Origin of the sequence: Halorubrum sp. (genome assembly GCF_046498025.1) — an archaeon.
Taxonomy (GTDB): Archaea; Halobacteriota; Halobacteria; order Halobacteriales; family Haloferacaceae; genus Halorubrum.
The window spans coordinates 87,740-111,080 of the sequence record NZ_JAWOBM010000043.1 but is presented as its reverse complement, the minus strand read 5'-3'; the positions used below and the strand labels follow the sequence as shown (position 1 = coordinate 111,080).

General features: G+C 71.5%; 29 protein-coding genes and 1 tRNA gene. 16 read left to right on the top strand and 14 right to left on the bottom strand.

The features are described from left to right. Positions 1-4: 4 nt before the first annotated feature. Positions 5-409, bottom strand: coding sequence for a universal stress protein (locus R6U01_RS09330; protein ID WP_410286183.1), 405 nt, complete (start codon positions 407-409; stop codon positions 5-7). A gap of 103 nt (positions 410-512) precedes the next feature. On the opposite strand from R6U01_RS09330, the gene R6U01_RS09325 reads away from it, so the two are divergent. From R6U01_RS09325 to R6U01_RS09310, 4 genes are all read left to right on the top strand, one after another. After that, the gene (locus R6U01_RS09325; RefSeq protein ID WP_410286182.1) at positions 513-1,754 is read left to right on the top strand and encodes an HD domain-containing protein; all 1,242 of its coding nucleotides are present in this window, start codon (positions 513-515) and stop codon (positions 1,752-1,754) included. 66 nt (positions 1,755-1,820) lie between these two features. Further along, positions 1,821-2,885 (top strand): amidohydrolase family protein, encoded by a 1,065-nt coding sequence (locus R6U01_RS09320; protein WP_410286181.1) that lies wholly within the window; start codon positions 1,821-1,823, stop codon positions 2,883-2,885. A 27-nt stretch (positions 2,886-2,912) separates the two neighbouring features. Next, a complete protein-coding gene (locus tag R6U01_RS09315) occupies positions 2,913-3,368 on the top strand; it encodes a hypothetical protein (protein ID WP_410286180.1) in 456 nt (151 codons plus the stop codon). 117 nt (positions 3,369-3,485) lie between these two features. Further along, on the top strand, positions 3,486-4,139 hold the full coding sequence (locus R6U01_RS09310; protein WP_410286179.1) for a thymidine kinase: 654 nt from the start codon (positions 3,486-3,488) through the stop codon (positions 4,137-4,139). 151 nt (positions 4,140-4,290) lie between these two features. On the opposite strand, the gene R6U01_RS09305 is transcribed toward R6U01_RS09310, so the two are convergent. The 3 genes from R6U01_RS09305 to R6U01_RS09295 form a co-directional block, all read right to left on the bottom strand. After that, positions 4,291-4,551, bottom strand: a complete 261-nt coding sequence (locus R6U01_RS09305) for a hypothetical protein (protein WP_410286178.1) — start codon at positions 4,549-4,551, stop codon at positions 4,291-4,293. Between the two features lie 78 nt (positions 4,552-4,629). Then, a complete protein-coding gene (locus R6U01_RS09300; protein ID WP_410286177.1) occupies positions 4,630-5,136 on the bottom strand; it encodes a hypothetical protein in 507 nt (168 codons plus the stop codon). Continuing rightward, positions 5,129-5,752 carry a class I SAM-dependent methyltransferase gene (locus R6U01_RS09295; RefSeq protein ID WP_410286176.1) on the bottom strand — a complete coding sequence of 208 codons (624 nt, stop codon included), beginning with the start codon at positions 5,750-5,752 and terminating at the stop codon, positions 5,129-5,131. The genes R6U01_RS09300 and R6U01_RS09295 overlap by 8 nt, the downstream gene beginning before the upstream one ends. A 59-nt stretch (positions 5,753-5,811) precedes the next feature. Between R6U01_RS09295 and R6U01_RS09290 the strand changes: the two genes are divergently transcribed. Further along, a complete protein-coding gene (locus R6U01_RS09290) occupies positions 5,812-6,330 on the top strand; it encodes a CinA family protein (RefSeq protein ID WP_410286175.1) in 519 nt (172 codons plus the stop codon). Positions 6,331-6,402: 72 nt separating this feature from the next. After that, a complete protein-coding gene (locus tag R6U01_RS09285) occupies positions 6,403-6,822 on the top strand; it encodes a universal stress protein (protein WP_410286174.1) in 420 nt (139 codons plus the stop codon). Positions 6,823-6,870: 48 nt separating this feature from the next. On the opposite strand, the gene R6U01_RS09280 is transcribed toward R6U01_RS09285, so the two are convergent. From R6U01_RS09280 to R6U01_RS09265, 4 genes are all read right to left on the bottom strand, one after another. Further along, positions 6,871-7,074 carry a hypothetical protein gene (locus R6U01_RS09280; RefSeq protein ID WP_410286173.1) on the bottom strand — a complete coding sequence of 68 codons (204 nt, stop codon included), beginning with the start codon at positions 7,072-7,074 and terminating at the stop codon, positions 6,871-6,873. Between the two features lie 69 nt (positions 7,075-7,143). Further along, positions 7,144-7,217, bottom strand: a tRNA-Thr gene (locus tag R6U01_RS09275). Positions 7,218-7,294: 77 nt separating this feature from the next. Beyond that, complete coding sequence (locus R6U01_RS09270) at positions 7,295-7,840, bottom strand: N-acetyltransferase family protein (RefSeq protein ID WP_410286172.1); 546 nt, start codon at positions 7,838-7,840, stop codon at positions 7,295-7,297. Positions 7,841-7,948: 108 nt separating this feature from the next. Beyond that, complete coding sequence (locus tag R6U01_RS09265) at positions 7,949-8,575, bottom strand: CBS domain-containing protein (protein ID WP_410286171.1); 627 nt, start codon at positions 8,573-8,575, stop codon at positions 7,949-7,951. A gap of 176 nt (positions 8,576-8,751) precedes the next feature. On the opposite strand from R6U01_RS09265, the gene udk reads away from it, so the two are divergent. Then, positions 8,752-9,447, top strand: coding sequence for a uridine kinase (gene udk, locus R6U01_RS09260; protein ID WP_410286170.1), 696 nt, complete (start codon positions 8,752-8,754; stop codon positions 9,445-9,447). Between the two features lie 66 nt (positions 9,448-9,513). After that, positions 9,514-9,909: a hypothetical protein gene (locus R6U01_RS09255; protein ID WP_410286169.1), complete on the top strand. Its 396-nt coding sequence runs from the start codon at positions 9,514-9,516 to the stop codon at positions 9,907-9,909. A 9-nt stretch (positions 9,910-9,918) separates the two neighbouring features. Here the strand turns inward: R6U01_RS09255 and R6U01_RS09250 are convergent, their stop codons facing one another. After that, complete coding sequence (locus R6U01_RS09250; protein WP_410286168.1) at positions 9,919-11,331, bottom strand: DEAD/DEAH box helicase family protein; 1,413 nt, start codon at positions 11,329-11,331, stop codon at positions 9,919-9,921. 49 nt (positions 11,332-11,380) lie between these two features. Here R6U01_RS09250 and R6U01_RS09245 point away from each other — a divergent pair, with 49 nt between their 5' ends. Both R6U01_RS09245 and R6U01_RS09240 read left to right on the top strand, forming a co-directional pair. Then, the gene (locus R6U01_RS09245) at positions 11,381-12,376 is read left to right on the top strand and encodes an alpha/beta hydrolase (protein WP_410286167.1); all 996 of its coding nucleotides are present in this window, start codon (positions 11,381-11,383) and stop codon (positions 12,374-12,376) included. A gap of 132 nt (positions 12,377-12,508) precedes the next feature. Then, positions 12,509-12,880: a hypothetical protein gene (locus tag R6U01_RS09240; protein ID WP_410286166.1), complete on the top strand. Its 372-nt coding sequence runs from the start codon at positions 12,509-12,511 to the stop codon at positions 12,878-12,880. Positions 12,881-12,902: 22 nt separating this feature from the next. Here the strand turns inward: R6U01_RS09240 and R6U01_RS09235 are convergent, their stop codons facing one another. Beyond that, positions 12,903-13,352 carry a universal stress protein gene (locus R6U01_RS09235; protein WP_410286165.1) on the bottom strand — a complete coding sequence of 150 codons (450 nt, stop codon included), beginning with the start codon at positions 13,350-13,352 and terminating at the stop codon, positions 12,903-12,905. 81 nt (positions 13,353-13,433) lie between these two features. Between R6U01_RS09235 and R6U01_RS09230 the strand changes: the two genes are divergently transcribed. The 5 genes from R6U01_RS09230 (at position 13,434) to R6U01_RS09210 (ending at position 19,216) form a co-directional block, all read left to right on the top strand. Next, positions 13,434-15,023, top strand: a complete 1,590-nt coding sequence (locus R6U01_RS09230; protein ID WP_410286164.1) for an amidohydrolase — start codon at positions 13,434-13,436, stop codon at positions 15,021-15,023. A gap of 269 nt (positions 15,024-15,292) precedes the next feature. After that, positions 15,293-16,426 carry a quinolinate synthase NadA gene (gene nadA, locus R6U01_RS09225; protein WP_410286163.1) on the top strand — a complete coding sequence of 378 codons (1,134 nt, stop codon included), beginning with the start codon at positions 15,293-15,295 and terminating at the stop codon, positions 16,424-16,426. Beyond that, a complete protein-coding gene (locus R6U01_RS09220) occupies positions 16,423-18,090 on the top strand; it encodes an L-aspartate oxidase (protein WP_410286162.1) in 1,668 nt (555 codons plus the stop codon). Before nadA ends, R6U01_RS09220 begins: the two co-directional genes overlap by 4 nt. Then, on the top strand, positions 18,084-18,908 hold the full coding sequence (nadC, locus tag R6U01_RS09215) for a carboxylating nicotinate-nucleotide diphosphorylase (RefSeq protein ID WP_410286161.1): 825 nt from the start codon (positions 18,084-18,086) through the stop codon (positions 18,906-18,908). The genes R6U01_RS09220 and nadC overlap by 7 nt, the downstream gene beginning before the upstream one ends. A gap of 56 nt (positions 18,909-18,964) precedes the next feature. Continuing rightward, positions 18,965-19,216: a hypothetical protein gene (locus R6U01_RS09210; protein ID WP_410286160.1), complete on the top strand. Its 252-nt coding sequence runs from the start codon at positions 18,965-18,967 to the stop codon at positions 19,214-19,216. Positions 19,217-19,268: 52 nt separating this feature from the next. Here the strand turns inward: R6U01_RS09210 and speB are convergent, their stop codons facing one another. The 4 genes from speB to R6U01_RS09190 all read right to left on the bottom strand — a co-directional run bounded on the left by speB (position 19,269) and on the right by R6U01_RS09190 (position 22,065). Next, a complete protein-coding gene (speB, locus tag R6U01_RS09205) occupies positions 19,269-20,111 on the bottom strand; it encodes an agmatinase (RefSeq protein WP_410286159.1) in 843 nt (280 codons plus the stop codon). A 6-nt stretch (positions 20,112-20,117) separates the two neighbouring features. Continuing rightward, positions 20,118-20,495 (bottom strand): translation initiation factor IF-5A, encoded by a 378-nt coding sequence (locus R6U01_RS09200; protein WP_410286158.1) that lies wholly within the window; start codon positions 20,493-20,495, stop codon positions 20,118-20,120. Between the two features lie 120 nt (positions 20,496-20,615). Beyond that, positions 20,616-20,900 (bottom strand): hypothetical protein, encoded by a 285-nt coding sequence (locus R6U01_RS09195; protein WP_410286157.1) that lies wholly within the window; start codon positions 20,898-20,900, stop codon positions 20,616-20,618. A 1-nt stretch (position 20,901) separates the two neighbouring features. Beyond that, positions 20,902-22,065 (bottom strand): aminotransferase class I/II-fold pyridoxal phosphate-dependent enzyme, encoded by a 1,164-nt coding sequence (locus R6U01_RS09190; protein ID WP_410286156.1) that lies wholly within the window; start codon positions 22,063-22,065, stop codon positions 20,902-20,904. Positions 22,066-22,218: 153 nt separating this feature from the next. On the opposite strand from R6U01_RS09190, the gene R6U01_RS09185 reads away from it, so the two are divergent. Further along, a complete protein-coding gene (locus tag R6U01_RS09185; protein WP_410286155.1) occupies positions 22,219-23,238 on the top strand; it encodes an AI-2E family transporter in 1,020 nt (339 codons plus the stop codon). The last annotated feature ends 103 nt before the right edge of the window (positions 23,239-23,341 follow it).

Sequence of the window (23,341 nt, the reverse complement as noted above, 5' to 3'; positions counted from 1 at the left end):
ACCGTTATTCCTCGGCGGGCGCCGGAACGGCGAACACCGGCCGGTCGCTCCCGAGGATGACGTCCTGCGTCACGCTGCCGAAGACGGCCTTCTCCGTCGGTCGCCGCTTCCGACCGGAGACGCAGATCGCGTTCGCGTCGACCTCCTCGGCGGCCGTGAGTAGCTCGTCGGCCGGATCGCCGCTCGCCTCGTAGTGGACGCAGGTGACGCCCGCCGCTTCGAGCGTCTCGCGAGCGCGTCGCACGGCCGACACCTGATGCACCGAGGCGCCCTCGGGGTTGTCTCTGAACACGTGACACAGGTGCGCCGTCATCTCGTCGGCGGCGCGTGGGAGGTCCGCGATCGCCTCCGCCTGCGCGATCCCGCGTCGGTCGTCCGCGTTGTCGATCGCGATGAGCACGTCGTACATGCATCGACGTTCACGGACCGAGTTTATAAACGGTTGCAGCGGTTCCCGGGCGCCGCCACCGCCCCTCCCACTCCTTTTAATCGACGGCGACGAACGCCATCGCATGATCACGGTCAAGGACACCGTCCACGACCACATCGAGATCGACGGTGTCGCCGCCGATCTGATCGACACCCCCGCCGTCCAGCGCCTCCGCCACGTGAAACAGCTCGGGACGGTCCAGCTGGTGTACCCCTCTGCGAACCACACCCGCTTCGAGCACAGCCTCGGCGTCTACCACCTCGCCACCCAGGCGCTCGACCACCTCGGCATCGAGGGGAGACAGGAGGACCGCATCGAGGCCGCGGCGATGCTCCACGACGTCGGTCACGGACCGTTCTCGCACAACATCGAGGAGCTCACCCACCGGCACACCGGCAAGTACCACGACGACGTGGAGGAGCTCCTCGAGCGCGGCGCGGTCGGCGAGGTGCTCCGCGACCACGACCTCGACCCGCAGGTCATCGCCGGCCTCGTCGCCGGCGAGGGGAAGTACGGCCAGCTCGTCTCCGGCGAGCTCGACGTCGACCGGATGGACTACCTCGTCCGTGACGCCTACCACACCGGCGTCCCGTACGGCACAATCGACACGGAGCGGTTCGTCCGGGAGCTCACCTTCACGGACGCCGGCGCGGACCGGGAGAGCGCGGAGCTCGTCCTCGACGAGGGCAACGTCCAGACCGCCGAGAGCCTCCTGCTCGCCCGCGCGCTGATGAACCCCGTCGTCTACACGCACCACGTCGCCCGCATCTCGAAGGCGATGCTGCGCCGCGCGGCCGCCGGCCTGCTCGAGCACGCCGAGACGACCGCCGACGGACTCCGCCGGATGGACGACCACGACCTGATCGTCGCGATCCGGAACTGTCCGGAGACCGCCGAGCTCGCCCGGCGATACGACGAACGCGACCTCTTCAAGCTCGCCGTGTGGGCCGAGTACGACGACGTCCCCGATCGCGTCCACGCGGCGGACCACGAGACGGAGATCGGGCTCGAACGCGAGATCGCCGAGGAGGCGGGCCTCGACCACCGCGACGTGATCCTCGACGTCCCCGCCGAGCCCTCCATGCGCGAGTCGACCGCCCGCGTCATCGTCAACGGCGAAGTCCGCCGTCTCGGCCGTCAGTCGCCGCTCGTCTCCGCGCTCCGGACGGCCCAGCGGAACCAGTGGCGGCTCGGCGTCTACGCCCCCGCGGAGGCGACCGACCGCGTCGGCCGCGCGGCCGCGGACGTGCTCGGACTCGAACTCGACGGGCTCGTGGCCGACGTGCGGGGGGCGATGCCGACGACGCTCGACGAGTTCGAGTAGGGGGCAGCGGTCCCTCGTCGGTCCCGTCCCGTGACGTTTTAACCCCCCCGCAGGTGACCCTGAGGTATGCATCTAGCGGGGACGGTACTCGTCGGCGAGGCGTTCGAGCCCCTCGAGGGACGAGTGGTCGTCTCCGACGGCGCGATCGACCGGATCGAGGCGGAGCCGGTCGAGAGCGACGACGTGATCCTCCCCGCGTTCGTCAACGCCCACACCCACATCGGCGACTCCATCGCGAAGGAGGCCGGCGAGGGGCTCTCGCTCGACGAGCTCGTCGCCCCGCCGGACGGGCTCAAACACCGTCTGCTCCGGTCGGCGAGCCGCGAGGAGACGGTGGCGGCCATGGCGCGGACGCTCCGGTACATGGAGTCGACCGGGACGGGCACCTTCCTGGAGTTCCGCGAGGGCGGCGTCGACGGCGTCGCCGCGCTGCGCGACGCGGTCGCCGGCGAGGGCGTCGCATTCGGTGAGCGCGCGATCGACCCGGTCGTGTTCGGACGCGACGACCCCGACGTCCTCGCGGTCGCCGACGGGTACGGCGCCTCGGGCGCCCGCGACGCGGACTTCGACTCGGTGCGCGCGAAGACCCGCGAGGCCGGGAAGCTGTTCGGGATCCACGCCGGCGAGCGCGACGCCGACGACATCAATCCCGCGATGGACCTCGACCCGGACTTCCTCGTCCACATGGTCCACGCCGAACCGATCCACCTCGACCGCCTCGCGGACCGCGGTACCCCGGTCGTCGTCTGCCCGCGCTCGAACCTCGTGACACACGTCGGCGTGCCGCCGATCCGCGAGCTCGCGAAGCGCACGACCGTCGCGCTCGGCACCGACAACGTCATGCTCGACTCCCCGTCGATGTTCCGCGAGATGGAGTTCGCCGCGAAGCTGGCGGACCTCCCCGCCCGCGACGTGCTCCGCATGGCGACCGTCCACGGCGCCGAGATCGCTGGCCTGAACCGCGGCGTGATCGCGCCGGGCGCCGACGCAGATCTGCTCGTCCTCGACGGCGACTCCGACAACCTCTCGGGCGCGCGCGACCTCGTCCGGGCGATCGTTCGCCGGGCGGGCGCCGCCGACGTCTCGCGGGTCGTGATCGGTGGGGTCGCGGTCGCGCCGTCGAGAGACTAAAACCGGTCGCGGGCGTACCGATCGGTGATGGCCACGTTCTCGCTTCTGGCCGGTCTCGCGTTGGGACCGATCGTCGGACTGCTCGCGACGCTCGCGATGGACCGAGTGATGCCTCGACTCCCGGAGGGGACGACGGCTCCCAGGGTGGCCGCGGGCGTGCTCACGGACACGCCGGTCGACCGCGCTCCGGAGCGACTGGCGACGTGGGTCCACTACGTCGCCGGCGGCGGCTCCGGGGTCCTCTTCGTCGGGCTCGTCTCCGCGGTGCAGCTCGGTCTCGGCGTCGGCGGCGCGGTCGCCGTCGCCGTCGCCTCTCCCGTCATGCTCGCGCTGATGGTGGGCTTCTTCGCGCTCGTCCCGCTCCCGCGGGCGCGCGGGCTCCCCCGACAGCGGCTCGCGACGATCCGGCGCGACTGGGCGCTCTCGGCCGCGACGTACGTCGTCGCCGCCGGGGTCCTCGTCGCGGTCGCGGCCGGCGTCTGAACGGGGCTCGCCGACCGCCGCCTGCCCGAGACTCGCCGACCGTCCGGTCCGGTGGACGGCCCGTCGAGCCGGGGCGGGAAAGAAACGATTTAGTCGCTGGCACCTGCCCGTGTTCCCATGCACGCCATCACTCGATCCGGCTGGATCGAGGTCATCTCGGGGTCGATGTTTTCGGGGAAGACCGAAGAGCTGTTGCGCCGCCTCCGACGGTCCGAGATCGCCGGCCAGTCCGTCGCAGTATATAAGCCGGCCGTCGACGACCGCTACGGCGAGGCGACGATCGGCACCCACACGGGCCGCCAGTGGGACGCGACCGTCGTCGACAACGAGGGCGACGGGCCCCTGGAGATCCTCGACGACGAGCCGTTCCCGGAGGTCGTCGCGATCGACGAGGCGAACTTCTTCTCCGACGCGCTCGTCGAAGTCTGTAACGCGCTGGCCGACGCCGGGACCCGCGTGATCGTCTCCGGGACCGACCAGACGTTCCGGGGCGAGCCGTTCGAGCCGGTCCCGCAGCTCATCGCGACCGCGGAGTACGTCGACAAGCTGCAGGCCATCTGCTCGCAGTGCGGCGAGCCGGCCTCGCGGAACCAGCGGCTCATCGAAGGCGAGCCCGCTCACGCCGAGGACCCGACCATCCTCGTCGGCGCCGAGGAGTCGTACGAGGCCCGCTGTCGCGACTGTCACGTCCTGCGAACGGGCGAGCGCCCGGACGGCGGCCGGTCGTACCTGACCGACGACGAGACGGAGTCCGTCGAGTCGACCGACTGAGCGGAGGATACGAGCGACGACGGAGCCCAACGACCGGAGCGACGACGGAGCCCAACGACCGGAGCGACGACAGAGCCGAACGACCGGAGCGACGACGGAGCCGAACGACCGGAACCCCGATTCCCCTCGTTCGCACCGGCGCGCTACCGCATTACTCCTCGATCCGATCGTCGAGCGTCGTCGCGGTCTCATCGGCGTCAGACCCGGCCGTCGCGACGCGGTACAGTCCGACGAGCGAGAAGAGCGTGAGAACCGCTCCCTCGGCCCGTGCGGCGAGGTGCGCCCACTCGCGGGGCTCCGCGTCGCCGGCGTCGCGGTACACGACCTTGGTCCACGCCCGCACGACGAGGCGCGGAGCGAGCGTCTGAATCAGTCCCACGAGACCGACGAGCAACAGGAGCGCTGCTTTCATAGACGCCGCTTCGTCGAGCGTATTTAAAAGCGATACGCCGGTGGACGTTCGCGCCCGGCGGGGGGTCACACCGACCGCTCACACCGGCTCGGCGGCCGCGAGGAACCGCCGGCAGGTCGCGGCCGCCCACTCCCGGACCGGCCCCGCGTCCGACCACAGCACCGCGGCGAGCCCCCGCTCGTCGAACAGCCCGACGACGGCGCGCTCGCCGACGAGGAGCACGCCGACCGGCGAGTCCCCCTCGTGACGGTACGGCTCGATTCCCTGCGCGGCGAGCGCCGACCGCACGGCGGCGCCCGCAGGCCCGTCGAGTCGGTCGCCCGCGCTCCCGGTGAACACCAGCCGCGTCTCCGCGTCGAGGCCGCCGGCGACTCGCCGGGCGAGCGACGGATCGGCCCGCGGAACTACGCCGACGACGGAGTCGCCGCCGTCGAGCCGTTCGACGAGCGCGGAGAGCCGCGCGGCGGGCCCCGGGTCGTCGCCGCGCTCGAGGACGGTGAAGGATTCCCGCGGTCCTTCGGAGTCGCCGTCGACCGCCGTCTCGACGAACGCGCGGAGCGAGGCCCCCGGCCCGTCGTCACTCACAGGCGGGACCCTCCGACGGTCGCGGGGGATACGACTGCCGCCCGCCGGTCGACCGCCTGGCGAGCAGGCGGGCCGTCGCGCGGCGCCGGTCGTCCGGACGCTCCTCGGTCGTCTCGTCGTAGTACAGCACGGTCAGGCGGAGCCCCGCCCGCAGGAGCTCGTTGGCGGCGAACCGATACCGGTCGTCGCTCGGACCCGAGGGGGTCGGCGACGCGGACCGGAGGTGACCCTCGACGAACAGGTAGCCGCCGGGGACGAGCGCCTCGGCGAGGTCGGCGAAGCGATCGAGCGTGTGGAAGAAGCTCATCGTCACCAGCTCGTACGTCTCGCTCGGGAAGCCGTAGGTCGCGACGTCGCCGCAGATCGGTTCGATCCGGTCGCCGATCCCGTGCTCCGCGGCGCGGTCGCCGATGATCCGCAGCCCCTCGCGAGAGGCGTCGAGGGCGTCGACGGCGTAGCCGGCCTCGGCCAGGAACACCGCGTTCCGGCCGGTGCCGGCGGCGACGTCGAGCGCACGCCCGTCGGGGATCGCGGACACGTACGAGTGCAGCACGGGCGACGGCTCCGGCTCCCGCGGGTACTCGCCGGCCGCGAACCGCTCGTCCCAGTCGGTCATGGCGGCGGTTGCGACCGGTCGGGCGTAAACCCCACGGGCGTGGCGGTCGCACTGCGGCCATGGACGACACGGAGCCAACCGCGGAGGCCCTCGGCGACCTGCTGACCGACCGCGACGAGACCCTCGCGGTCGCCGAGTCCCTGACCGGCGGCCTGGTCGGATCGAGCGTGACGGACGTGCCCGGCGCGAGCGCCTACTTCGATCGGGGGTTCGTCACCTACGCGTACGACGCGAAGCGCGAGGTGCTCGGGGTCTCCCGCGAGTCGCTCGACGCGGAGGGAGCGGTGAGCGCGACGGTCGCGGAGGAGATGGCCGCCGGCGCGCGCGATCACGCGAACACGACGTGGGCGGTCGCGACCACGGGGATCGCCGGGCCGGACGGCGGAACGGCGGAGAAGCCCGTCGGCCTCGTGTACGTCGGCGTCGCCTACGCCGCGCCGTGGGGGAGCGAGGCGTCGTTCGTCCGGAGCGAACGCGTCGTCCTCGACGGCGACCGCACCGCGGTGAAACGCGGCGCGGTCGAGGCCGCGCTCGACGCGCTGGTCCGGACGATCCGGGAGGTCGATACCGACCGATAGGGCGGGTATCGGCCGCTGGCCGCGCCGTCGGAACGCGCGAGCGTTTATCCCAATGGCGTGTGTACGACGACCATGGTAGAGCGTGTACTCGTGCCGATGGACGACTCGGACCTCGCCGAGCGGGCGCTGCGCTACGCGCTCGACGTGCACCGCGACGCCGACATCACCGTGTTACACGTCGTCGGAGAGCCCTCCGGCATGATGGGAGCTGCGACGGGGATCGCGCTCGCGGATGACAGCGAGGAGCGGGTCCGGGAGCTCTCCGAAGACGTGTTCGAGCGAGCGGGGAGGATCGCGACGGAACACGGGGTCACCGTCAACGTCGAGTCCGAGGTGGGGTCGCCGGCGAGCCGCATCGTGGAGCGCGCCGAGGACTTCGACGCGGTCGTGATCGGAACGCACAGCGGGTCGCTCGCCGATCGGCTCCTCGTCGGCAACGTGGCGAAGTCGGTGTTCCAGCACTCGCCGGTCACCGTGACGGTCGTGCGGTGAGGCGTCGCGCGACCGACGGGAGCCTCCCGCGACCAGGGATTCTCTGCGTCAGTCGATGTACGCGTGGCCGACGACCGCGACGATCAGCGCCGCGACGACGATCCACGCGAACGGCTCGACGGCGAGCAGTCTGAGCGGTCGGGTCACCGACTCGTCGAGGCCGAACAGGGTCCCGGCGGCGAAGACAATAGCGAGGACGAGGGCGGCGACGACCCCGGCGACGCCAAGCAGCGCGGTGTCGGTCCGATCCATACCGCGGATGCGTCTCGGGTCTATATAAGCGGATCCCGAGCCCCGACGCGGGTTCGGGAGGAGGTGCGAAGCCAGGGCAGGGATTTGAACCCCGGAAGTCTCGATTACAAGTCGAGTGCATGAACCACCCATGCTCCCCTGGCGCAGGCTGGCGTACTCGGGCCTCGTATGAGTGCGTGTCGCTTTCGGCGAGGCTGACGCCCGCGGGGAAGCCGCGAGGTCACTCGGTCTCGGTCGCGGTCTCCTCGTCGCCGGTCTCCCCGGAATCGGTGTTCCCGTCACCTCCCGGCCCCGACAGCGGCTTCGTCAGCTCCACGCGGTGGAGGTCGTACCCCCGGTCGTCATAGAAGGCGCGAGCCCGGTCGTTGTCGGCGAGGGCCTCCAGCGCGACGGTCTCGGCGCCGGCCGCCGCGAGGGCGCGCTCGGCGGCCTCGAGCAGGTCGGTCCCGATTCCCTCGCCGCGGCGTTCCGGAACGACGAACAGGTTGCTCACCGTTCCGCGGACGCGCTCCCGCTCGTACCCCTCGCGGTCGAGCGAGTAACTGACGAACCCGACCGGATCCCCGTCGGCGCCGCGGGCGACGAACACTTCCCCGGTGACGACCGAGCGCGCGACCCACTCGCGCACCGCGGCGCGGTTCGGCTCCGCGAGCAGCGTCGAGCCGTGGCGGCGCTGGCCCGCCGCGAGCGCGACCCACAGGTCGGCGACGTCGTCGATGTCGTCGACCGTCGCGGGCGCGACCGTCGGCGGCTCGCCGTCGGACATGTCGGTCCCCCGTTCGGTGCCGCACGGCATGAGGCTACCGACGGGGCAGCGATGAGACGAGACGAGAGCGGGAGCCGCCAAGCGCGGTCGACACGGACCCCGCCCAGATCACACTTCGCGACAGTCGGGGCAGACGGCCTGGCCGTTGTCGCTCACCAGGTCGGGGACGAGCGACCCGCAGCTCTCGCAGACCCCTTGCGTCGGCGATCCGGAGGCGTCCGTCGTGGCGACCTCGCTCGCGGGGCTGACGCCGCCGTCCGACCCGACCATCTCCTCTTCTCTGCGCCGCGTTCCGCGGAGCGACTCGTCGTCGAGCGCCTCGCGGGCCCCGTCGCCCGTCCGCGGCGCTCCCGCGGCGAGCGCGTCGCCGGCGGTGACGACGCCGACCGCCTCGCCGCCCTCGACCGCCACGACGCGGTCGACTCCCTCGGCGACGAGCCGCTCCTCGACGGCCGCGAGCGAGTCCTCAGGCGTCACCGTCGGGAGCGGCGGGGACATCACCGAGCCGACAGTGGGCCCGTCGGTGTCGCCCGGGGTCCAGCCGTCCGCGTCGAGCAGCGCGCCGAGCGCGCTCTGACAGTCCAGCCGGCCGACCGGCTCACCGCCCCGGACGACCACGAGACAGCCTGTGCCCTCGTCCACCAGTAGGTCCGCCGCGTCCGCCAGCCGGTCCGACTCGCTCACGCCGAGGAACTCGCGATGCATCACGTCACGAACCGTGGTGTCTGTTCGCATGAGTCGTGGATCCGGGGCGATCGGCTAAAAGCTGCCCCCGGTATCGTTATACCGGCTCCGAACGTAGACAGCCGATCGGTGCCGAAACGGCCGATTTCGCGGCGACGACCGCGCGCCCGCGACGCCGACGCGGGACGAAGAGGAGGGTTCAAACCCTCCGGCGTTCGAGCGGGCACATGACCATTCCCTCGTTCGTGATCGGGATCGCGGGGGGGACCGGCGCGGGGAAGACGACCGTCTCCCGGCTCGTCACCCGTGACCTCGGCGACAGCGTCACCCGCATCCCGCTGGACAACTACTACGAGGACCTCTCGCACCTGGACTTCGAGGAGCGACAGTCGGTCAACTACGACCACCCCTCGGCGTTCGAGTGGGAGCTGCTCCGCGAGCATCTGGAAGCGCTCTTGGAGGGGCAGTCCGTCCGGATGCCCCAGTACGACTTCGAGATCCACAACCGGAAGGCGGAGCGCGTCCCGGTCGAGCCCACCGACGTGATCGTGCTCGAGGGGATCCTCGCGCTGTACGACGAGGAAATAAACGAGATGATGGACCTCCGGCTGTTCGTCGAGACCGACGCCGACGTCCGTATCCTGCGCCGGATCCGCCGGGACGTCATCGAGCGCGGCCGGGACCTGGAGGGCGTCATCGACCAGTACCTCTCGACGGTGAAGCCGATGCACGAGCAGTTCATCGAGCCCTCGAAGAAACACGCCGACGTGATCATCCCGGAGGGCGCCAACAGCGTCGCCGTGAACCTCCTCGAAGAGAAGCTCCGCGCCGAGGTCGAGGGCGACGCCGTCCGGAGCTGGGAGCGCGGGAGCCTGGAGGAGGAGCTCGGCGAGAAGCGCTCGCTCGACATGGACGACGACTGACGCGACGCTTCTCACCGCGGTGGAATCGGGGATGCGACTACGTGCGCCCGGCGCGTATCTCCGCCCATGATCCGAGCGATTATCGGCGTCGCCGGCGGACTCGCGGCGCTGCTCCCTGACCGGATCGTCGACGTCTTCCAACGGCTCGCGGTCGCGAACCCGGACGAGGTCGAACCACGGCCGGGGCTCCTCCCGACGCTTCGAGCCGAAGGCGCGCTCGTCGTCGCGATCGCTCTGACCGGCGGTCGCGTCTACGCGTGGATGCTGTACGTCGCCGGTGCCTTCGGTTCCCTGCTGCTCGCGTTCCCGCGACTGTACCGCGAGATGGCAGCGCGGTTCGTCTACGACGACCCGGACGCGGTCGAATGGAAGGTCGGGTTCGACGGCGTCCTCCGGCTCGTCGGCGCGCTGTACGTGCTGTGGGGGATCCGGGAGCTCCGCCGGCGCCGGGAGGGAGCGTAGCCTCCCTGCCTACCGCCGCCGACTCGCCACCCGTTCCTCCGCGGTCTCCGCGCTGACGACCTCGTAGAGGACCGCGCGCCCGCCGTCCGCCTTCGGACGGAGCACCCGACCGAGCCGCTGGGTGAACTCCCGCTCGCTGCCCGATCCGGAGAGCACGACCGCCACGTTCGCGTCCGGCACGTCGACCCCCTCGTCGAGGACGTTCGCGGCGACCACGCGGCCGTAGGTCCCCTCGCGGAAGCGCTCCAAGATCTCCCGGCGCTCTTTCACCCCCGTCTCGGCCGTGATCGCGGGCAGGAGGAACCGCTCCGAGAGCCGGTAGACGAGGTCGGTGTGCGCGGTGAAGACGATCACGCGGTCCCCGCGGTGGCGGTCGAGGATGGACTCCAACCGGTCGACCTTCCGGCGCGCGTTCATCATGATCTCGCGGGCCGCCTGCTTCGCGAGGAGGGCCTCTCGGGCGGCCGGGTCGTTCCCAGAGCGCTTCACCAGTTCCCGATAGTCGCTCCCGCTGGTGAACGTGATCCCCGCCTCGCGGACGTACTCGACGAAGGTGCCCTGTTCCTCCTCGTAGCGCTCGCGCTCCGCGGGCGTCAGCTCGACCTCGATCCGCCGGATGTCGTAGGGCGCGAGGTGGTCGCCCGCGAGGTCGTCGACGTCGAGCGCGTAGGCGCGGTCGCCGATCAGCTCCGCGACCGTCTCGTGGGCGCCGTCGGGGCGCTCGAACGTCGCCGTCAACCCGAGCCGCGCGGGCGCCGCGAGCAGCCGCGCGACGTCGCGGTACCCCTCGCCGCCGAGGTGGTGGACCTCGTCGAAGACGACGAGCTCGAAGGCGTCGCCGACGCCGTCGGCCTTCAGGTACGCCGAGTCGTACGTCGACACCGTGATCGCCTCGCGGCGCTGCTCGCCCCCGCCGAACCGACCGATCGGGACGTCGAACTCCCGCGCTAACTCCCGCTGCCACTGGTCGAGCAGGTCCACCGTGGGGACGACGACGAGCGTCGGGACGCCGAGCTCGACCATCGCGCGGATCGCGATCACGGTCTTGCCGGCGCCGGTGGGGAGCTCGAGCACGCCGCGGTCGCCCGCGTCGCGCCACGCCTCGAGCGCCTCGCGCTGGTACGCCCGCAGGTCGTAGTCGGTCGCGAGCGCGTCCGGCAGGCCGGCCTCGCGCGCGGCGCGGTCGCTCGCGTCCAACACGCGGTCCTCGACGCTCGCGCCGGCGATCTCCAGCGCCCGCCGGATCGCGGCGTAGCGGTAGGCGGGCGCCCGGCCGGTGCCCGAGCGCGGGTCGACCTCCACGCCCGGGAGCGGCGGGAGCGGCTCCGGGGCGTCGCCGTCGGCCGACGCGTCCGCGTCGCCCGTCGCCTCCCCGGCGTCGACCCGGATCGTGCCGTCCTCGTAGGTCAGCCGGACGTTCATCGCCGGACCTTGCCGACCGACTTACAAAGGGGCACCGCCTCTCGTCGGCATGCGCGCGGACGAACTCGACCCCGAACTCGCCGCCGTCGTCGAGGAGATCGAGGCGTTGGGACTCCCCGAGTGGCACGCGCTCTCGGTCGACGCCGCGAGACGCGTCGAGGACGAGGTGTTCGCCGGCGACGCCGAGCCCGCCGTCGTCGACGTCCGGGACCTCGCGTTCGACGGCCCCCACGGCGAGGTGCCGGTGCGGGTGTACCGACCGGAGGCGGCGGTCGACGCGGCCGGTGGCGGGGGCGACACCGAGGGGGCCGAGGACGCAAGCGACGACGCCGGCGCCCGCACGCTCGTCCACTTCCACGGCGGCGGCTGGACGCTCGGCACGCTCGACTCCATCGACGGGCCGTGCCGCGAGCTGGCGGCTCGCGCCGACGCGGTCGTCGTCTCCGTCGACTACCGGCTCGCGCCCGAGCACCCCTTCCCCGTCGCGGTCGACGAGGCGGCCGCGGCCGTCTCGTGGGTCGCCGACACCGCGGCGGCGTTCGGCGGCGACCCGGACCGGCTGGGCGTCTCCGGCACCAGCGCCGGGGCGACGCTCGCGCTCGCGGCGTGTCTCCACCGACGCGAGTTCGGCGACCCGCCCGTCGAGGTCGCCGGGCAGTTTCTGCTCTACCCGATCGCCGGCGACGACTTCGAGACGGACGCGTACCGCGAGAACGCGGACGGCCCGCTGCTCACCCGGGCGGACATGCGGTGGTTCTTCGACCGGTACCTCCGGAGCCCGGTGGACGCGTACAACCCGTTCGCGGTGCCGCTCCGCGCGGACGACCTCGGCGGGCTCCCGCCCGCGACCGTGGTCACCGCCGGGTTCGACCCGCTCAGGGACGACGGCGCCGCGCTCGCGGAGCGGTTCGGGGACGAGGGGACGCCGGTCGAACACCGTCACTACCCCGCGATGGCCCACGGGTTCTGCAGCCTCGCCGACCGAGTCGCCGTCGCCGAAGAGGCGCTGCGGGCGGTCGCGGGCGACGTCCACGAGCGACTGTAGCGGGCCGGGTCGCGCGGAGCGGCCTCAACGCGCGGAGCGGCCTCGACGTGCGGAGCGGCCTCGACGCGCAGAACGGCCCCGGTTGCGCGGTTTTCCCGATGCGCCCAAGTGACTGGACGAGAGAGAACTAATATGACGCTCATCGGTTCCGCCGTCACCTTCCTCGTCGGACTGCTCGTCGGCGGGCTGGCGATTTTCATCGCCGCAGCGGTCGTCACCGGGACGAAAAACTACGGCCACGCCGTGTTCACGGCGCTGTTCGGCGCCATCGTCTGGGCGCTGGCGGCGCTGTTCCTCTCGTGGATCCCCCTGATCGGCGACTTCACGCCGCTCATCGCGTGGGTGTGGCTGATCCGACGGCGCTACGGCGCTTCGTGGGTGCAGGCGGCGATAATCGGCCTCGTCGCGTGGGCCTCGGCGGTCCTCGTGCTCGCCGTCCTCCCGTTCGCCGGCGTGACCGACGCCGTGGGCGTTCCGTTCGTCCGGTCGCTCGGCACGGTCTGAGGGCGTCTCGCCGTCCCGTCGCTCACTCCGAGACGGTGGTCTTCACGATACTGACCGGCGCGGTGGACCGCCGGGAGACGCGCTCGGTCACGGAGCCGAGCATCCGGCGGTAGTCGCCGGAGCGCGTCTTCGAGCCCATCACCGTCAGGTCGATGTCCGCTCTGTCGATGTACCTCAGGATCTCCTCGTGGGGGACGCCGTACACCAGGTCGGTGACGACGTCGACGCCGGCGTCCTCGGCGTGGGCCGCCACCGCGTCGAGCGCCTCGCGGCCGCGCTCTTCGAGTGTCTCTCCGGCGCCCTCCGACCCGTCGACGAACTCGTCGCCGGAGTACGCGTTGACGATGTCGCTGTCGACGACGTACAGCACGTGGAGGGTCGCGTCGTACCGGTCCGCGGCGTCGACGGCGTGATCGATCGCCCGGTCGACGCCCTTGCTGCCGTCCGTGGGGAGCAGGATACGGTCGTACATGGGAGAGAATTCGCGCGGTCAGCGAATAAATCGGTCGCCGTTTCCCGAACCGTTAACACGCTTCCACGCGCCGGACCGTCCATGACAGAAGCCGCGGACCGGCTGTTCGTGAACGGGGAGATCCACACGCTGGCGGCGCCCGACGAGACGCACGAGGCGGTCGCGGTCCGGAACGGGGAGATCGTCCGGCTCGGCAGCACCCGCGACGTCGAGTTCCTCGAGGGGGTGGACACCGACGTCGTTGACCTCGACGGGCGCGTCCTCCTGCCCGGCTTCGTCGACGCGCACACTCACCTGACGACGGTCGGACGCTACCTCGTGCACGCGGACCTCTCGACGGCCGACTCGCCGGACGAGGCGGTCGACCTACTGGCGGAACGGGCGACGGAACTGGAACGCGACGCCGCCGAATCGGACGGCCCGGCGGACCCCGACGACCCGGTCCTCGGGTACGGCTACGACGAATCGACGTGGGACGAGGACCGCTACCTGACGCGGTCGGACCTCGATCGGGTCTCCGCCGACCGGCCCGTCGCCGCGTTCCGCGAGGACATGCACGTCGCCGCGGTGAACGGGGTCGTCCTCGACCGGTTCGCGGCCGCGCTCGACGCGGCGCCCGACGAGACGGTCCCGACCGACGGGAACGGCGAGCCGACCGGCGTCCTGCTGGAGAGCGCGATCGACCCGATCTACGAGGCGTTCGAGTCCGGACCGGCCGAGACCCGCGAGATCGTCGAGGCCGCGCTGGCCGACTGCGCCGCGAAGGGGATCACCGGGTTCCACGACATGGTGCGCAACTCCCACGCGCCGCGGGCCTACCGCGAGCTCGACGCGGCCGGCGAGCTGACCGCGCGGGTCCGGATCAACTACTGGAGCGACCACCTCGACGCGCTCCGCGAGGTCGGCCTCACGACGAACCACGGGAGCGACATGGTGGAGACCGGCGCGATCAAATCCTACACCGACGGGAGCTTCGGCGGGCGGACCGCGCGGCTCGCCGAGCCGTACGCGGACGACCCGGAGGAGACGGGTCAGTGGGTCGTCGACCCCGACGAGCTGGCGGAGACGGTGACCGCGGCGACCGAGGCCGGCTACCAGTTCACCGCCCACGCCATCGGCGACGAGGCGGTCGACGCGGTCCTCGACGCCTACGAGGGCGCGTCACGCGCCGACCCCGGCGAGGCGCGTCACCGGATCGAGCACGTGGAACTCGCGGACGACGCGGCGATCGACCGGCTCGCCGAGACGGGCGTCGTCGCCAGCGTCCAGCCGAACTTCCTCAAGTGGGCGGGTTCGGACGGGCTCTACGAGGCCCGGCTCGGGTCGGAGCGAACCGCCGCCACGAACCGCTACCGCGACATGCTCGACGCGGGCGTTCGCCTCGCGTTCGGTTCCGACGGCATGCCGATGGACCCCCTGCTCGGCGTCCACCACGCGGTCAACGCCCCCGCGGAGGCGCAGCGGCTGACGGTGACCGAGGCGCTGCGCGCGTACACTCGCGGGGCGGCGTACGCGGGCTTCGACGAGGACCGGCTCGGGACGGTCGCGGTCGGCAACCGCGCCGACCTCGTCGCCCTCGACGCCTCGCCGTGGGAGCGGTCGGCCGAGATCCGTGACGTCGACGTCGCGATGACGGTCGTCGACGGCGACGTCGTGTACGACGGGCGCTGATCGAGCGGAAACGACGGCCGGGCGACGGCGCGGCCGAGAGCGGTCCCATCGCGGCCCGGATTCGAACGTTCTGCGAAGGTGCGAGCACGCGTCAGGCGTCGGTCCTCTCTCACACGTCGGTCCCGCTCCGAGCGGTGGCCGGGGTGTTCGAAGTCGAGTACTCTCACAAAACGGCTCATAAGAAATTCTCACTGGGTACTGTATAATTGAAGAAAAAATTTATACAATACGCGCCCTTGAAACGGATACCTTCCGGAGCTGTCACTCGAATGCCAACGCTCGAATCGACCGACATCGATACGGAGCTCAGCCTTTTCAAATACGACGGACTCGAGCGACTCCCGGCGGAGTACCGGGAGCTCGGTCCGGACGAGCGGCGCCCCAGACTCGACGCCGCGCGCGACGCGCTCGGCGACGACGTCGTCGTCCTCGGCCACAACTACCAGCGGAGGGAGATCGTCGAGAACGCGGACTTCGTCGGCGACTCGTACCAGCTCTCGACGCGGGCGGCCGAGACGGACGCGAGCCACGTCGTCTTCGGCGGCGTGACGTTCATGGCCGAATCGGCCGACATCCTCACCGACGAGAGCCAGACCGTCCACCTGCCGTCGATGGAAGCGTCCTGCCCGATGGCCGGGATGGCCGAGGCGCTCCAGGTCGACGCGGCGTGGGCGGAGCTGACGGCGGCCGCGGGCGCAACGGAGATCGTTCCGGTGACGTACATGAACTCGTACGCCGATCTGAAGGCGTTCTGCGCCGATCACGGCGGACTCGTCTGCACGTCCTCGAACGCCGCGGACGCCTTCGAGTGGGCCCTCGACCGAGGCGACGCGGTGCTTTTCCTCCCCGACAAACACCTCGGGTACAACACCGCCGTCGACCTCGGGATCGACGACGCGACCACCGTGTGGGACCCGTGGGACCCGGCGGGTCAAGACGCCGACGCGGTCGCCGACAGCGACGTGATCCTCTGGGAGGGGTACTGCCAGGTCCACGAGCGGTTCCGACCGGAGCACGTCGCGGAGGTGCGCGAGTCGCACCCCGACGCGGAGGTCGTCGTTCACCCCGAGTGTCGACACGACGTCGTCGCGGCCGCCGACACCGTGGGGTCGACGGCGACCATCCGCGAGACGGTCGCGTCCGCGGAGCCGGGCGAGACGGTCGCCATCGGGACGGAGGTCCACCTCGCGAAGCACCTCAACCGGTGGCATCCCGAGGTCGAGGTCGTCCCGCTGTGCGGCGACGCCTGTATGGACTGCAACGCGATGCGCCAGATCGACCCGAACTACCTGCTCTGGATCCTCGAAGAGCTCGTCGCGGGTCGGGACCGGAACGTGATCGAGGTCGCGCCGGCCGAGCGGGAGTCGGCCGCGACGGCGCTCGACCGCATGCTGGAGCTATGAGCGGGACGACGACCGCGCCGCCGGACGGCGCACGGACCGAGGTCCTCGTGATCGGGGCCGGTATCGCCGGGTGTGCGACCGCGCTGGCCGCGGCCAGGGCCGGCGCCGACGTGACCGTGGCGACGAAGGCGAGCCGCCCGGCCGACGCGAGCAGCTACTGGGCACAGGGCGGGATCGCCGTGACCACCGAGGACCCGGCGTCGTTCCGCCGCGACGTCCTCGCCGCCGCGGCCGGCGAGGCGGACCCGGAAGCGGTCGAGATCCTGGTGCGCGAGAGCCGCGACGCCGTCGCCGACGTGCTCGTCGACACCCTCGGCGTGCCGTTCGATCGCTCCGCGGGTCGGGCGAGTGACGACGCGGACACCGCCGACGGGCGGCTCGACGGGCTCGCCCGCTGTCGCGAGGGCGGTCACTCCGCCGACCGGATCGTCCACGTCGACGCGTCGACCGGGGAGCACGTCCTCCCGCCGTTCCTCGATCACCTCGACGGGCTCGACGCGGTGCGCGTGCTGCAGGACACGGCGGTCCTCGACCTGCTCGGCGACGGGGGGAGCGTCGAGGGGGCGCTGCTCGAACGCGGCGGGGAGACGGGAACCGTCGCGGCCGGCGCGACGGTCCTCGCCACCGGCGGGATCGGCGCCTGTTATGGGACGTCGACGAACCCGGACGGAGCGACCGGCGACGGGATCGCCATGGCGGCGCTCGCGGGCGCGACGGTCGCCGACGCGGCGTACGTCCAGTTCCACCCCACGGCGTTCCCCGGCGGCGACGATCCGGGCGCGACCGGGGTCGAGGCCGACGCCGACCCGTTCCTCGTGAGCGAGGCCGTCAGAGGCGCCGGCGGGGTCCTCCGGAACGGCGACGGCCAGCGATTCATGCCGGCGGTACATCGGGACGCCGAGCTCGCGCCGCGCGACGTCGTCGCCCGAGCCGTCGCCGACGAGCGACGCGAGACCGACGGCGTCACCCTCGACGTCGCGGGGATCGGGTTCGCGGAGCGGTTCCCCGACCTGGCGGCGACGTGCGCTGACCGGGGCATCGATCCCGCCGACGGGATCCCCGTCGCGCCCGCGCAGCACTTCCTCTGTGGCGGCGTGGCGGTGGACGAGCGCGGCCGCGCCTCGGTCGACGGTCTCTTCGCCGTCGGCGAGTGCTCTCGCACCGGCGTCCACGGCGCCAACCGGCTCGCCTCCACGGGCCTGCTGGAAGGGCTCGTCTGGGGGCTTCGCGCCGGCGAAACGGCCGCGACGGAGGCCGAGCGACCGGCGGTCTCGCCGTCGGTCCCCGACCTCCCGACCGACGATCCGGAGCTGCCGGCGAACTTCGAGGCGGCGAAGTTCGACCGGCTTCGCCGCACGATGGACGAGCGCCTCGGCGTGGAGCGGACCCGGGAGGGGATCCGGAGCGCGGCGGCCTCGCTGCGTCGACTGAAGGGCGAGGTGGACGCGTACGCCCGGACGCGTCGGAGCCGCGAGTTGGCCGAACTCCGGAACGCGGTCGTCTGCGGGCTCCTCGTCGCGCGCGACGCCGCCGAGGCCCCGTCGGCCGGCTGCCACCGCCTCGTCGACGCGGACGGCGGCCGAGGAGCGGCCTCGAGACCGGACGGCGGCCGACCGGACCGCGCCGGCGTCCACGGCCCACGGGGGGGTGGGGACGAGTGCTGACCGAGGCGACGATCGAGTCGTGGCTCCGCGAGGACGTCGGTCACCACGACGTGACGAACGACGTGCCCGGGGAGACGACCGGTCGCTTGGTCGCCTCGGAGTCGGGGGTCGCGGCCGGAATCGAGGCGGCGACTCGGGTGTTCGACGCCCTCGACGCGGACGCCGAGGCCCTCGTCGCGGCGGGCGACTCGGTGGAACCGGGCGAGACGGTCCTCCGGGCGACCGGTCGGGCGCGGTCGGTCCTGCGCGCGGAGCGCGTCGCGGTCAACGTCGCCGGGCACGCTTCGGGCGTCGCGACGCTGACGCGCGAGGCGGTCCGCCGAGCGGCGACGGCGAGCGACCCCCCGACCGTCGCGGCGACGCGGAAGACCACGCCCGGGCTCCGCGGCGTGGAAAAGCGCGCCGTTGCGGCCGGCGGCGGCGACACCCATCGGCTCGGTCTCTCGCACATGGTGATGGTGAAAGACAATCACGTCGCCGAACTGGGGCTCGAATCCGCGGTCGAGCGACTCCGCGCGCGCGCCTCGTTCGCGACGAAGGTGGAGGTCGAGGCCGAGTCCCCCGAGACGGCGGCGCGTGCCGCCGATGCGGGAGCCGACATCGTGCTCCTCGACAACATGGATCCGGAGACGACGCGGCGGGCGGTCCGACGCACTCCCGAGGACGTTCTCACTGAGGCGAGCGGGGGAATCGGAATCGACGAGGTCGAGACGTACGCGGCGACCGGCGTCGACGTCGTCTCGCTCGGGTCGCTCACTCACGGCGCGCCCGCGCTCGACTATTCGTTCCGAACCGAGGGCGAAGCGGGTCCGATGTAACCGCAAGCGCTGCCAGAAGACAGTAGTTATTAATCATGTAGTTCGTACGGTCGACTATGGCAGAGATAGCCATCGAGTACGCGGCCGGCAGCCGCCTCCAGCCGGAAGCGGAGACAGCCCGACGCCTGATCGACTCCTACCTCGGCGACCGACCCGACGTCGACGGGGTGACCCTTCGCCCCTCCGGCGACTCGGTGTTCTGCGTCAGCGTCGAGGGCGACCGGATCTGGTGTACGGACCCGCGTGAGTGGATCGACGCGATGGCGGCCGTCACCGCGGCCCGGCGGCGGCTCTCCGAGCTATCGTAAGCGGTCGGTCCCCCGGAATCGATCTCCCGGCTTCCCCGCGTCGCCTCCCAGGTCAGTCGGCCCGCGCCGCCGCGTGGGTCCGCACGAACTCCCGGAGGAGCTTGCCCGCTACCGCCGCGGCCTGCCCGTCGTCGCGGTCGTTCACCTCGACGACGTCGAAGCCGTCGGCGCGGGGCGCGACCGCTCGCACGAGGTCGCGCGCCTCGCGCGGGGCGAGCCCGAACGGCTCCATCGTCCCCGTGCCCGCCGCGAAGCCGGGGTCGAGCCCGTCGACGTCGACGGAGCAGTACACCGAGTCGCCCGCGAAGGGGCCGTCGCCGTCCCCTCCGGTGGTCTCGTCGAGCCACGCGCGCGCCTCTTCCGGCGGTACGACCTCGACGTCGGCGTCGGCGGCGCGGTCCCACTCCTCCTCGGAGCCGGTGCGCGCCCCGACGATCACGGCCCGGTCGACGCCGAGGTCGTCGAGACAGCGGCGCGTGACGCACGCGTGGCTCCACGGGTTGCCGCCGTAGGCGTCGCGCAGGTCGAGGTGGGCGTCACAGACCACGAGCACGTCGGGTTCGACCGCCTTCACGCCCGCGTAGGTAACTGTGTGCTCGCCGCCGAGGGCCAGGGGGACGGCGTCGTCGATGGCGACGCTCCGCAGCTCGGCCGCGAGGTGGTCGAGGTACGCCTCGACGTCGTCCCACGAGTTGACGTCGCCGGCGTCGTGGACGCCGAGCGCGGAGAAGTCGCTGTCCGTTCTACGGTCGTAGTCGTCGTACGTCTCGGCGAATCGCCGGATCCGGTCCGGTCCGAACCGGGTACCCGGCTGAAACGTGGTCGTGGCGTCGAGGGGAGCGCCGACGACCACGTAGGAAGCAGCCTCGCGGTCGGTCGTCGCTCCGGGGAACATGCTCGACTACCCGACGACCTTGCGCTGGCCCTCGTACTCGAGGTACTCGATGGTGTCGTCCGAGGAGAAGTCCTCGCCCTCGGGGATGCGCATCGTGAACGTCTCGTAGGTGTCGAGGTCCATGACCTGCGCGTCGTTTCCGGAGACGGAGACGACCTGGCCCTGCTTCCGCTCGATGATCGGGACCCAGACCTTCGCGTCGACGGGCTGGGAGAGCGATCGCTTCTTCTCGTCGAAGACGCCCTTGCCCTCGACGCGCGCCTTCGCGCTTCCGTGTTTCCCCGGCTTCGCAGTGCTGTAGTGATTGATTTTGCAGGGCGAACTGTCCATCATCACGTAGCTGCCCTCCTGGAGTTCGCGAACCTGCTTCTGCTCTCGCGGCATGCCCGCTACTTTTTCCGGCGCGGGTATAAACGGTTTGGAACGGCGCCGAGGCCGGCGTTCGGGCTCGCGGTCGTCCCGTCGGAGACGCGGGCGCCGAGGCCGGCGATCGGGCTCGCCGAACTACGGGTCCAGCTCGTCGACGTACTCTTGGGGTTCGTCCTCGTCGTCCGCGTTTCCGTCCGGGGGGACGAACTGTCCGGTGAGGAGGTAGCTGGCGAGGAAGAGACCGATGAACCCGATCCCGACGGCGGCGGTCGTCCGCACGACGAACGGGAAGTCGATCCACCAGAGGGCGCGGTCCGCGATCAGCATGACGACGACGGCGAATAACAGCGCCTTCTGCTCGTCGGTCGGGTCGCGGACGAAGCCGACGACCTCCTCTTTGAGGTCACCGAGGAACCCCATCTCAGGCACCTCCGTCCGCGTCGGCTCCCTCGATCACGCGGCTCACGCGGTCGAGTCCCTGCTTGAGATCCTCGGTCGGGAGCCCGAAGCCGATCCGGAACCGGTCCGGGAAGCCGAACAGCCCGCCGGGCGCGAGCACGACGCTCTCCGTCTCCACCACGGTTCGGCAGAACGCCTCGGCGTCGTCGAAGCCGTCGGGCACCGTCACGAACCCGTTGACGCCGACGGGGTCGTACCAGTCGAGGCCGTGGCGGTCGATCCAGTCGGCGACCATCGCGTGGTTCGTCGCCGCCAGCTCGCGGTTCTCCGCTAAGATCCGCGGTTCGCGCCGCCCGAGCGCCTGCTTCGCGACGTGCTGGCCGAGCAGCGACGGGGAGATCGTGGTGTAATCCTTCCACTGCCACGCCCGCTCGACGATCGCTTCCGGGCCGGCGATCCAGCCGAACCGGAGCCCCGCGAGCCCGTACGCCTTCGTGAGGCTCGTCGTCGAGACGCCGTGCCGCCCGAAGCTCGCGACCGGGGGCTGCGGCTCCGCGGCGAGCAGCCGGTACACCTCGTCACAGAGGAGGTACGCGTCGCGGTCGACGGCGACGTCGTAGACCGCCCGCATCGCCGCCTCGTCGTGGTACCGACCGGTGGGGTTGTTCGGGTTGTTCACGACGATCACGGCGGTGTCGTCGCGGGCCGCCTCGGCGACCGCGTCGGCGTCGAGCTCCCATTCCGGCGGCTCCAGTTCGACGCGGGTCACCTCGCCGAACGCCTCGGGGACCGCGTGGAGCGCCTGATAGGTCGGTGTCACCACGACCGCGTGGGTGCCGGACCCGACCGCGTCGCCGCTCGCCCCGCCGTCGCCGCTCGCCCCGCCGTCGCCGGGGGCACCGCCGAGCCCCCGCTCGTCGCCGAGCAAGGAGAGGAACGCGAGGAAGTTCGCCTCCTGCGTGCCGCAGGTGAACAGCACCTCGTCGGCGCTCCGGCCGTAGCGGTCGCCGACCGACGCGCGGAACCCGGGGTCGCCGTTGGTCGGGATGACGTAGTCCAGCCGGCCGGGGTCCAGGTCGAACCGGCTCGCGTCCAGCGAGCGGATCCCGCTCTCGGCCAACATGATGTCGGCCTCGTGCTCGTACTCCGCGAACCAGCGTTCGAGGCCGAACGGGTCGATGCGCATACCGGACGTGAGAGTGGCGCGAGGTTAGGTGCTGCGGTCGCTCATGACCGTCTCGGAAGAGGAGACCCCCCTGAAGCAGGGTGGGAACCGACGCCGAGACACCGCGGACACCACCATCGCAACGACTTTTGCCGGCGGATGGGACTCCAAACCATGATTCTCAACCGGGGGCGACTGCTGGGTACGCTGCTCGTCGCGGTGGCCGCGCTCACGGCGGTCGTGTTGGCGGAGGTGTTGCGGACCGTCGTCTTCGCTGTCACCGTCGCATACGTCCTGTACCCGGTTCGCCAGCGACTCGTCGGACGGGGAGTGTCCACTCGGATCGCGTGCGTCGTCACGACCGTCGTCGCCTTCGTCGCCGCCGTGCTTCTCGTGGTTCCGCTGCTCTATGTGCTGTATCGGCGACGGGCGGAGCTGATCGAGATCCTCGGGCAGATCCCCGACGTCGTCCCGATCAGCGTCGGCGAGTTCGAGCTGGTCATCGAGACGGTGCCGTACGTGGCGGCCGCCGAGGTGTGGGTCCGGCAGGTCGCGCTCGCCGTCGCGGCCGCGGCGCCGCGGCTCGCGCTCGAACTCGTCGTGTTCACGTTTCTCGTGTACGGTATCCTCTACCGACCAGGAGGGGTCGAAACCGCCGTCTTCAGCGTGGTCCCGTCAGAGTATCACGACATCCCGACGCGGCTCCACGAGCGGACGCGAGAGACGTTGTACTCGATCTATGTCCTGCAGGCGGCGACGGCGTCGGCGACGTTCGTGCTCGCGTTCGCGGTGTTTTGGGCCCTCGGATACGGCTCTCCGGTCCTGCTGGCCGTCATCGCTGGCGTCCTCCAGTTCATCCCCGTCGTCGGCCCGAGCGTGCTCGTTGTCGCGCTGGGCGCGGGAGACCTCCTCGCCGGGGAGACGGCGCGGGCGATCGCAGTGCTGGCCCTCGGCCTCGTCGTCGTCTCCTTCGTCCCCGACGCGGTGATCCGGACGCAGCTCGCCGACTGGACCGGACGGATCTCTCCGGGACTGTACTTCGTCGGGTTCGTCGGCGGTATCCTCACCCTCGGCGCGATCGGACTCATCGTCGGCCCCCTCGTCGTGTCGCTGCTGCTCGAAGTGATCGACATGCTCTCCGAAGGCAATGGGACGTCGGGTCCGCCGGAGGTGGCGACCGAACCGACGGAGTGACGCGACCGTGACGAACCGGCCGACGGCGCACGGCTCGTACGATCGTCGTCCGCCCCACCGGCACCGCTTTCCCGCTCCCGACCCTCGTTCGAACGACTGATGT

Bases quoted from the DNA above. Each gene is read 5' to 3' on its own strand.
- R6U01_RS09330 (WP_410286183.1), bottom strand. From the start codon at position 409: ATGTACGACGTGCTCATCGCGATCGACAACGCGGACGACCGACGCGGG.
- R6U01_RS09325 (WP_410286182.1), top strand. From the start codon at position 513: ATGATCACGGTCAAGGACACCGTCCACGACCACATCGAGATCGACGGT.
- R6U01_RS09320 (WP_410286181.1), top strand. From the start codon at position 1,821: ATGCATCTAGCGGGGACGGTACTCGTCGGCGAGGCGTTCGAGCCCCTC.
- R6U01_RS09315 (WP_410286180.1), top strand. From the start codon at position 2,913: ATGGCCACGTTCTCGCTTCTGGCCGGTCTCGCGTTGGGACCGATCGTC.
- R6U01_RS09310 (WP_410286179.1), top strand. From the start codon at position 3,486: ATGCACGCCATCACTCGATCCGGCTGGATCGAGGTCATCTCGGGGTCG.
- R6U01_RS09305 (WP_410286178.1), bottom strand. From the start codon at position 4,551: ATGAAAGCAGCGCTCCTGTTGCTCGTCGGTCTCGTGGGACTGATTCAG.
- R6U01_RS09295 (WP_410286176.1), bottom strand. From the start codon at position 5,752: ATGACCGACTGGGACGAGCGGTTCGCGGCCGGCGAGTACCCGCGGGAG.
- R6U01_RS09290 (WP_410286175.1), top strand. From the start codon at position 5,812: ATGGACGACACGGAGCCAACCGCGGAGGCCCTCGGCGACCTGCTGACC.
- R6U01_RS09285 (WP_410286174.1), top strand. From the start codon at position 6,403: ATGGTAGAGCGTGTACTCGTGCCGATGGACGACTCGGACCTCGCCGAG.
- R6U01_RS09280 (WP_410286173.1), bottom strand. From the start codon at position 7,074: ATGGATCGGACCGACACCGCGCTGCTTGGCGTCGCCGGGGTCGTCGCC.
- R6U01_RS09270 (WP_410286172.1), bottom strand. From the start codon at position 7,840: ATGTCCGACGGCGAGCCGCCGACGGTCGCGCCCGCGACGGTCGACGAC.
- R6U01_RS09265 (WP_410286171.1), bottom strand. From the start codon at position 8,575: ATGCGAACAGACACCACGGTTCGTGACGTGATGCATCGCGAGTTCCTC.
- udk (WP_410286170.1), top strand. From the start codon at position 8,752: ATGACCATTCCCTCGTTCGTGATCGGGATCGCGGGGGGGACCGGCGCG.
- R6U01_RS09255 (WP_410286169.1), top strand. From the start codon at position 9,514: ATGATCCGAGCGATTATCGGCGTCGCCGGCGGACTCGCGGCGCTGCTC.
- R6U01_RS09250 (WP_410286168.1), bottom strand. From the start codon at position 11,331: ATGAACGTCCGGCTGACCTACGAGGACGGCACGATCCGGGTCGACGCC.
- R6U01_RS09245 (WP_410286167.1), top strand. From the start codon at position 11,381: ATGCGCGCGGACGAACTCGACCCCGAACTCGCCGCCGTCGTCGAGGAG.
- R6U01_RS09240 (WP_410286166.1), top strand. From the start codon at position 12,509: ATGACGCTCATCGGTTCCGCCGTCACCTTCCTCGTCGGACTGCTCGTC.
- R6U01_RS09235 (WP_410286165.1), bottom strand. From the start codon at position 13,352: ATGTACGACCGTATCCTGCTCCCCACGGACGGCAGCAAGGGCGTCGAC.
- R6U01_RS09230 (WP_410286164.1), top strand. From the start codon at position 13,434: ATGACAGAAGCCGCGGACCGGCTGTTCGTGAACGGGGAGATCCACACG.
- nadA (WP_410286163.1), top strand. From the start codon at position 15,293: ATGCCAACGCTCGAATCGACCGACATCGATACGGAGCTCAGCCTTTTC.
- R6U01_RS09220 (WP_410286162.1), top strand. From the start codon at position 16,423: ATGAGCGGGACGACGACCGCGCCGCCGGACGGCGCACGGACCGAGGTC.
- R6U01_RS09210 (WP_410286160.1), top strand. From the start codon at position 18,965: ATGGCAGAGATAGCCATCGAGTACGCGGCCGGCAGCCGCCTCCAGCCG.
- speB (WP_410286159.1), bottom strand. From the start codon at position 20,111: ATGTTCCCCGGAGCGACGACCGACCGCGAGGCTGCTTCCTACGTGGTC.
- R6U01_RS09200 (WP_410286158.1), bottom strand. From the start codon at position 20,495: ATGCCGCGAGAGCAGAAGCAGGTTCGCGAACTCCAGGAGGGCAGCTAC.
- R6U01_RS09195 (WP_410286157.1), bottom strand. From the start codon at position 20,900: ATGGGGTTCCTCGGTGACCTCAAAGAGGAGGTCGTCGGCTTCGTCCGC.
- R6U01_RS09190 (WP_410286156.1), bottom strand. From the start codon at position 22,065: ATGCGCATCGACCCGTTCGGCCTCGAACGCTGGTTCGCGGAGTACGAG.
- R6U01_RS09185 (WP_410286155.1), top strand. From the start codon at position 22,219: ATGATTCTCAACCGGGGGCGACTGCTGGGTACGCTGCTCGTCGCGGTG.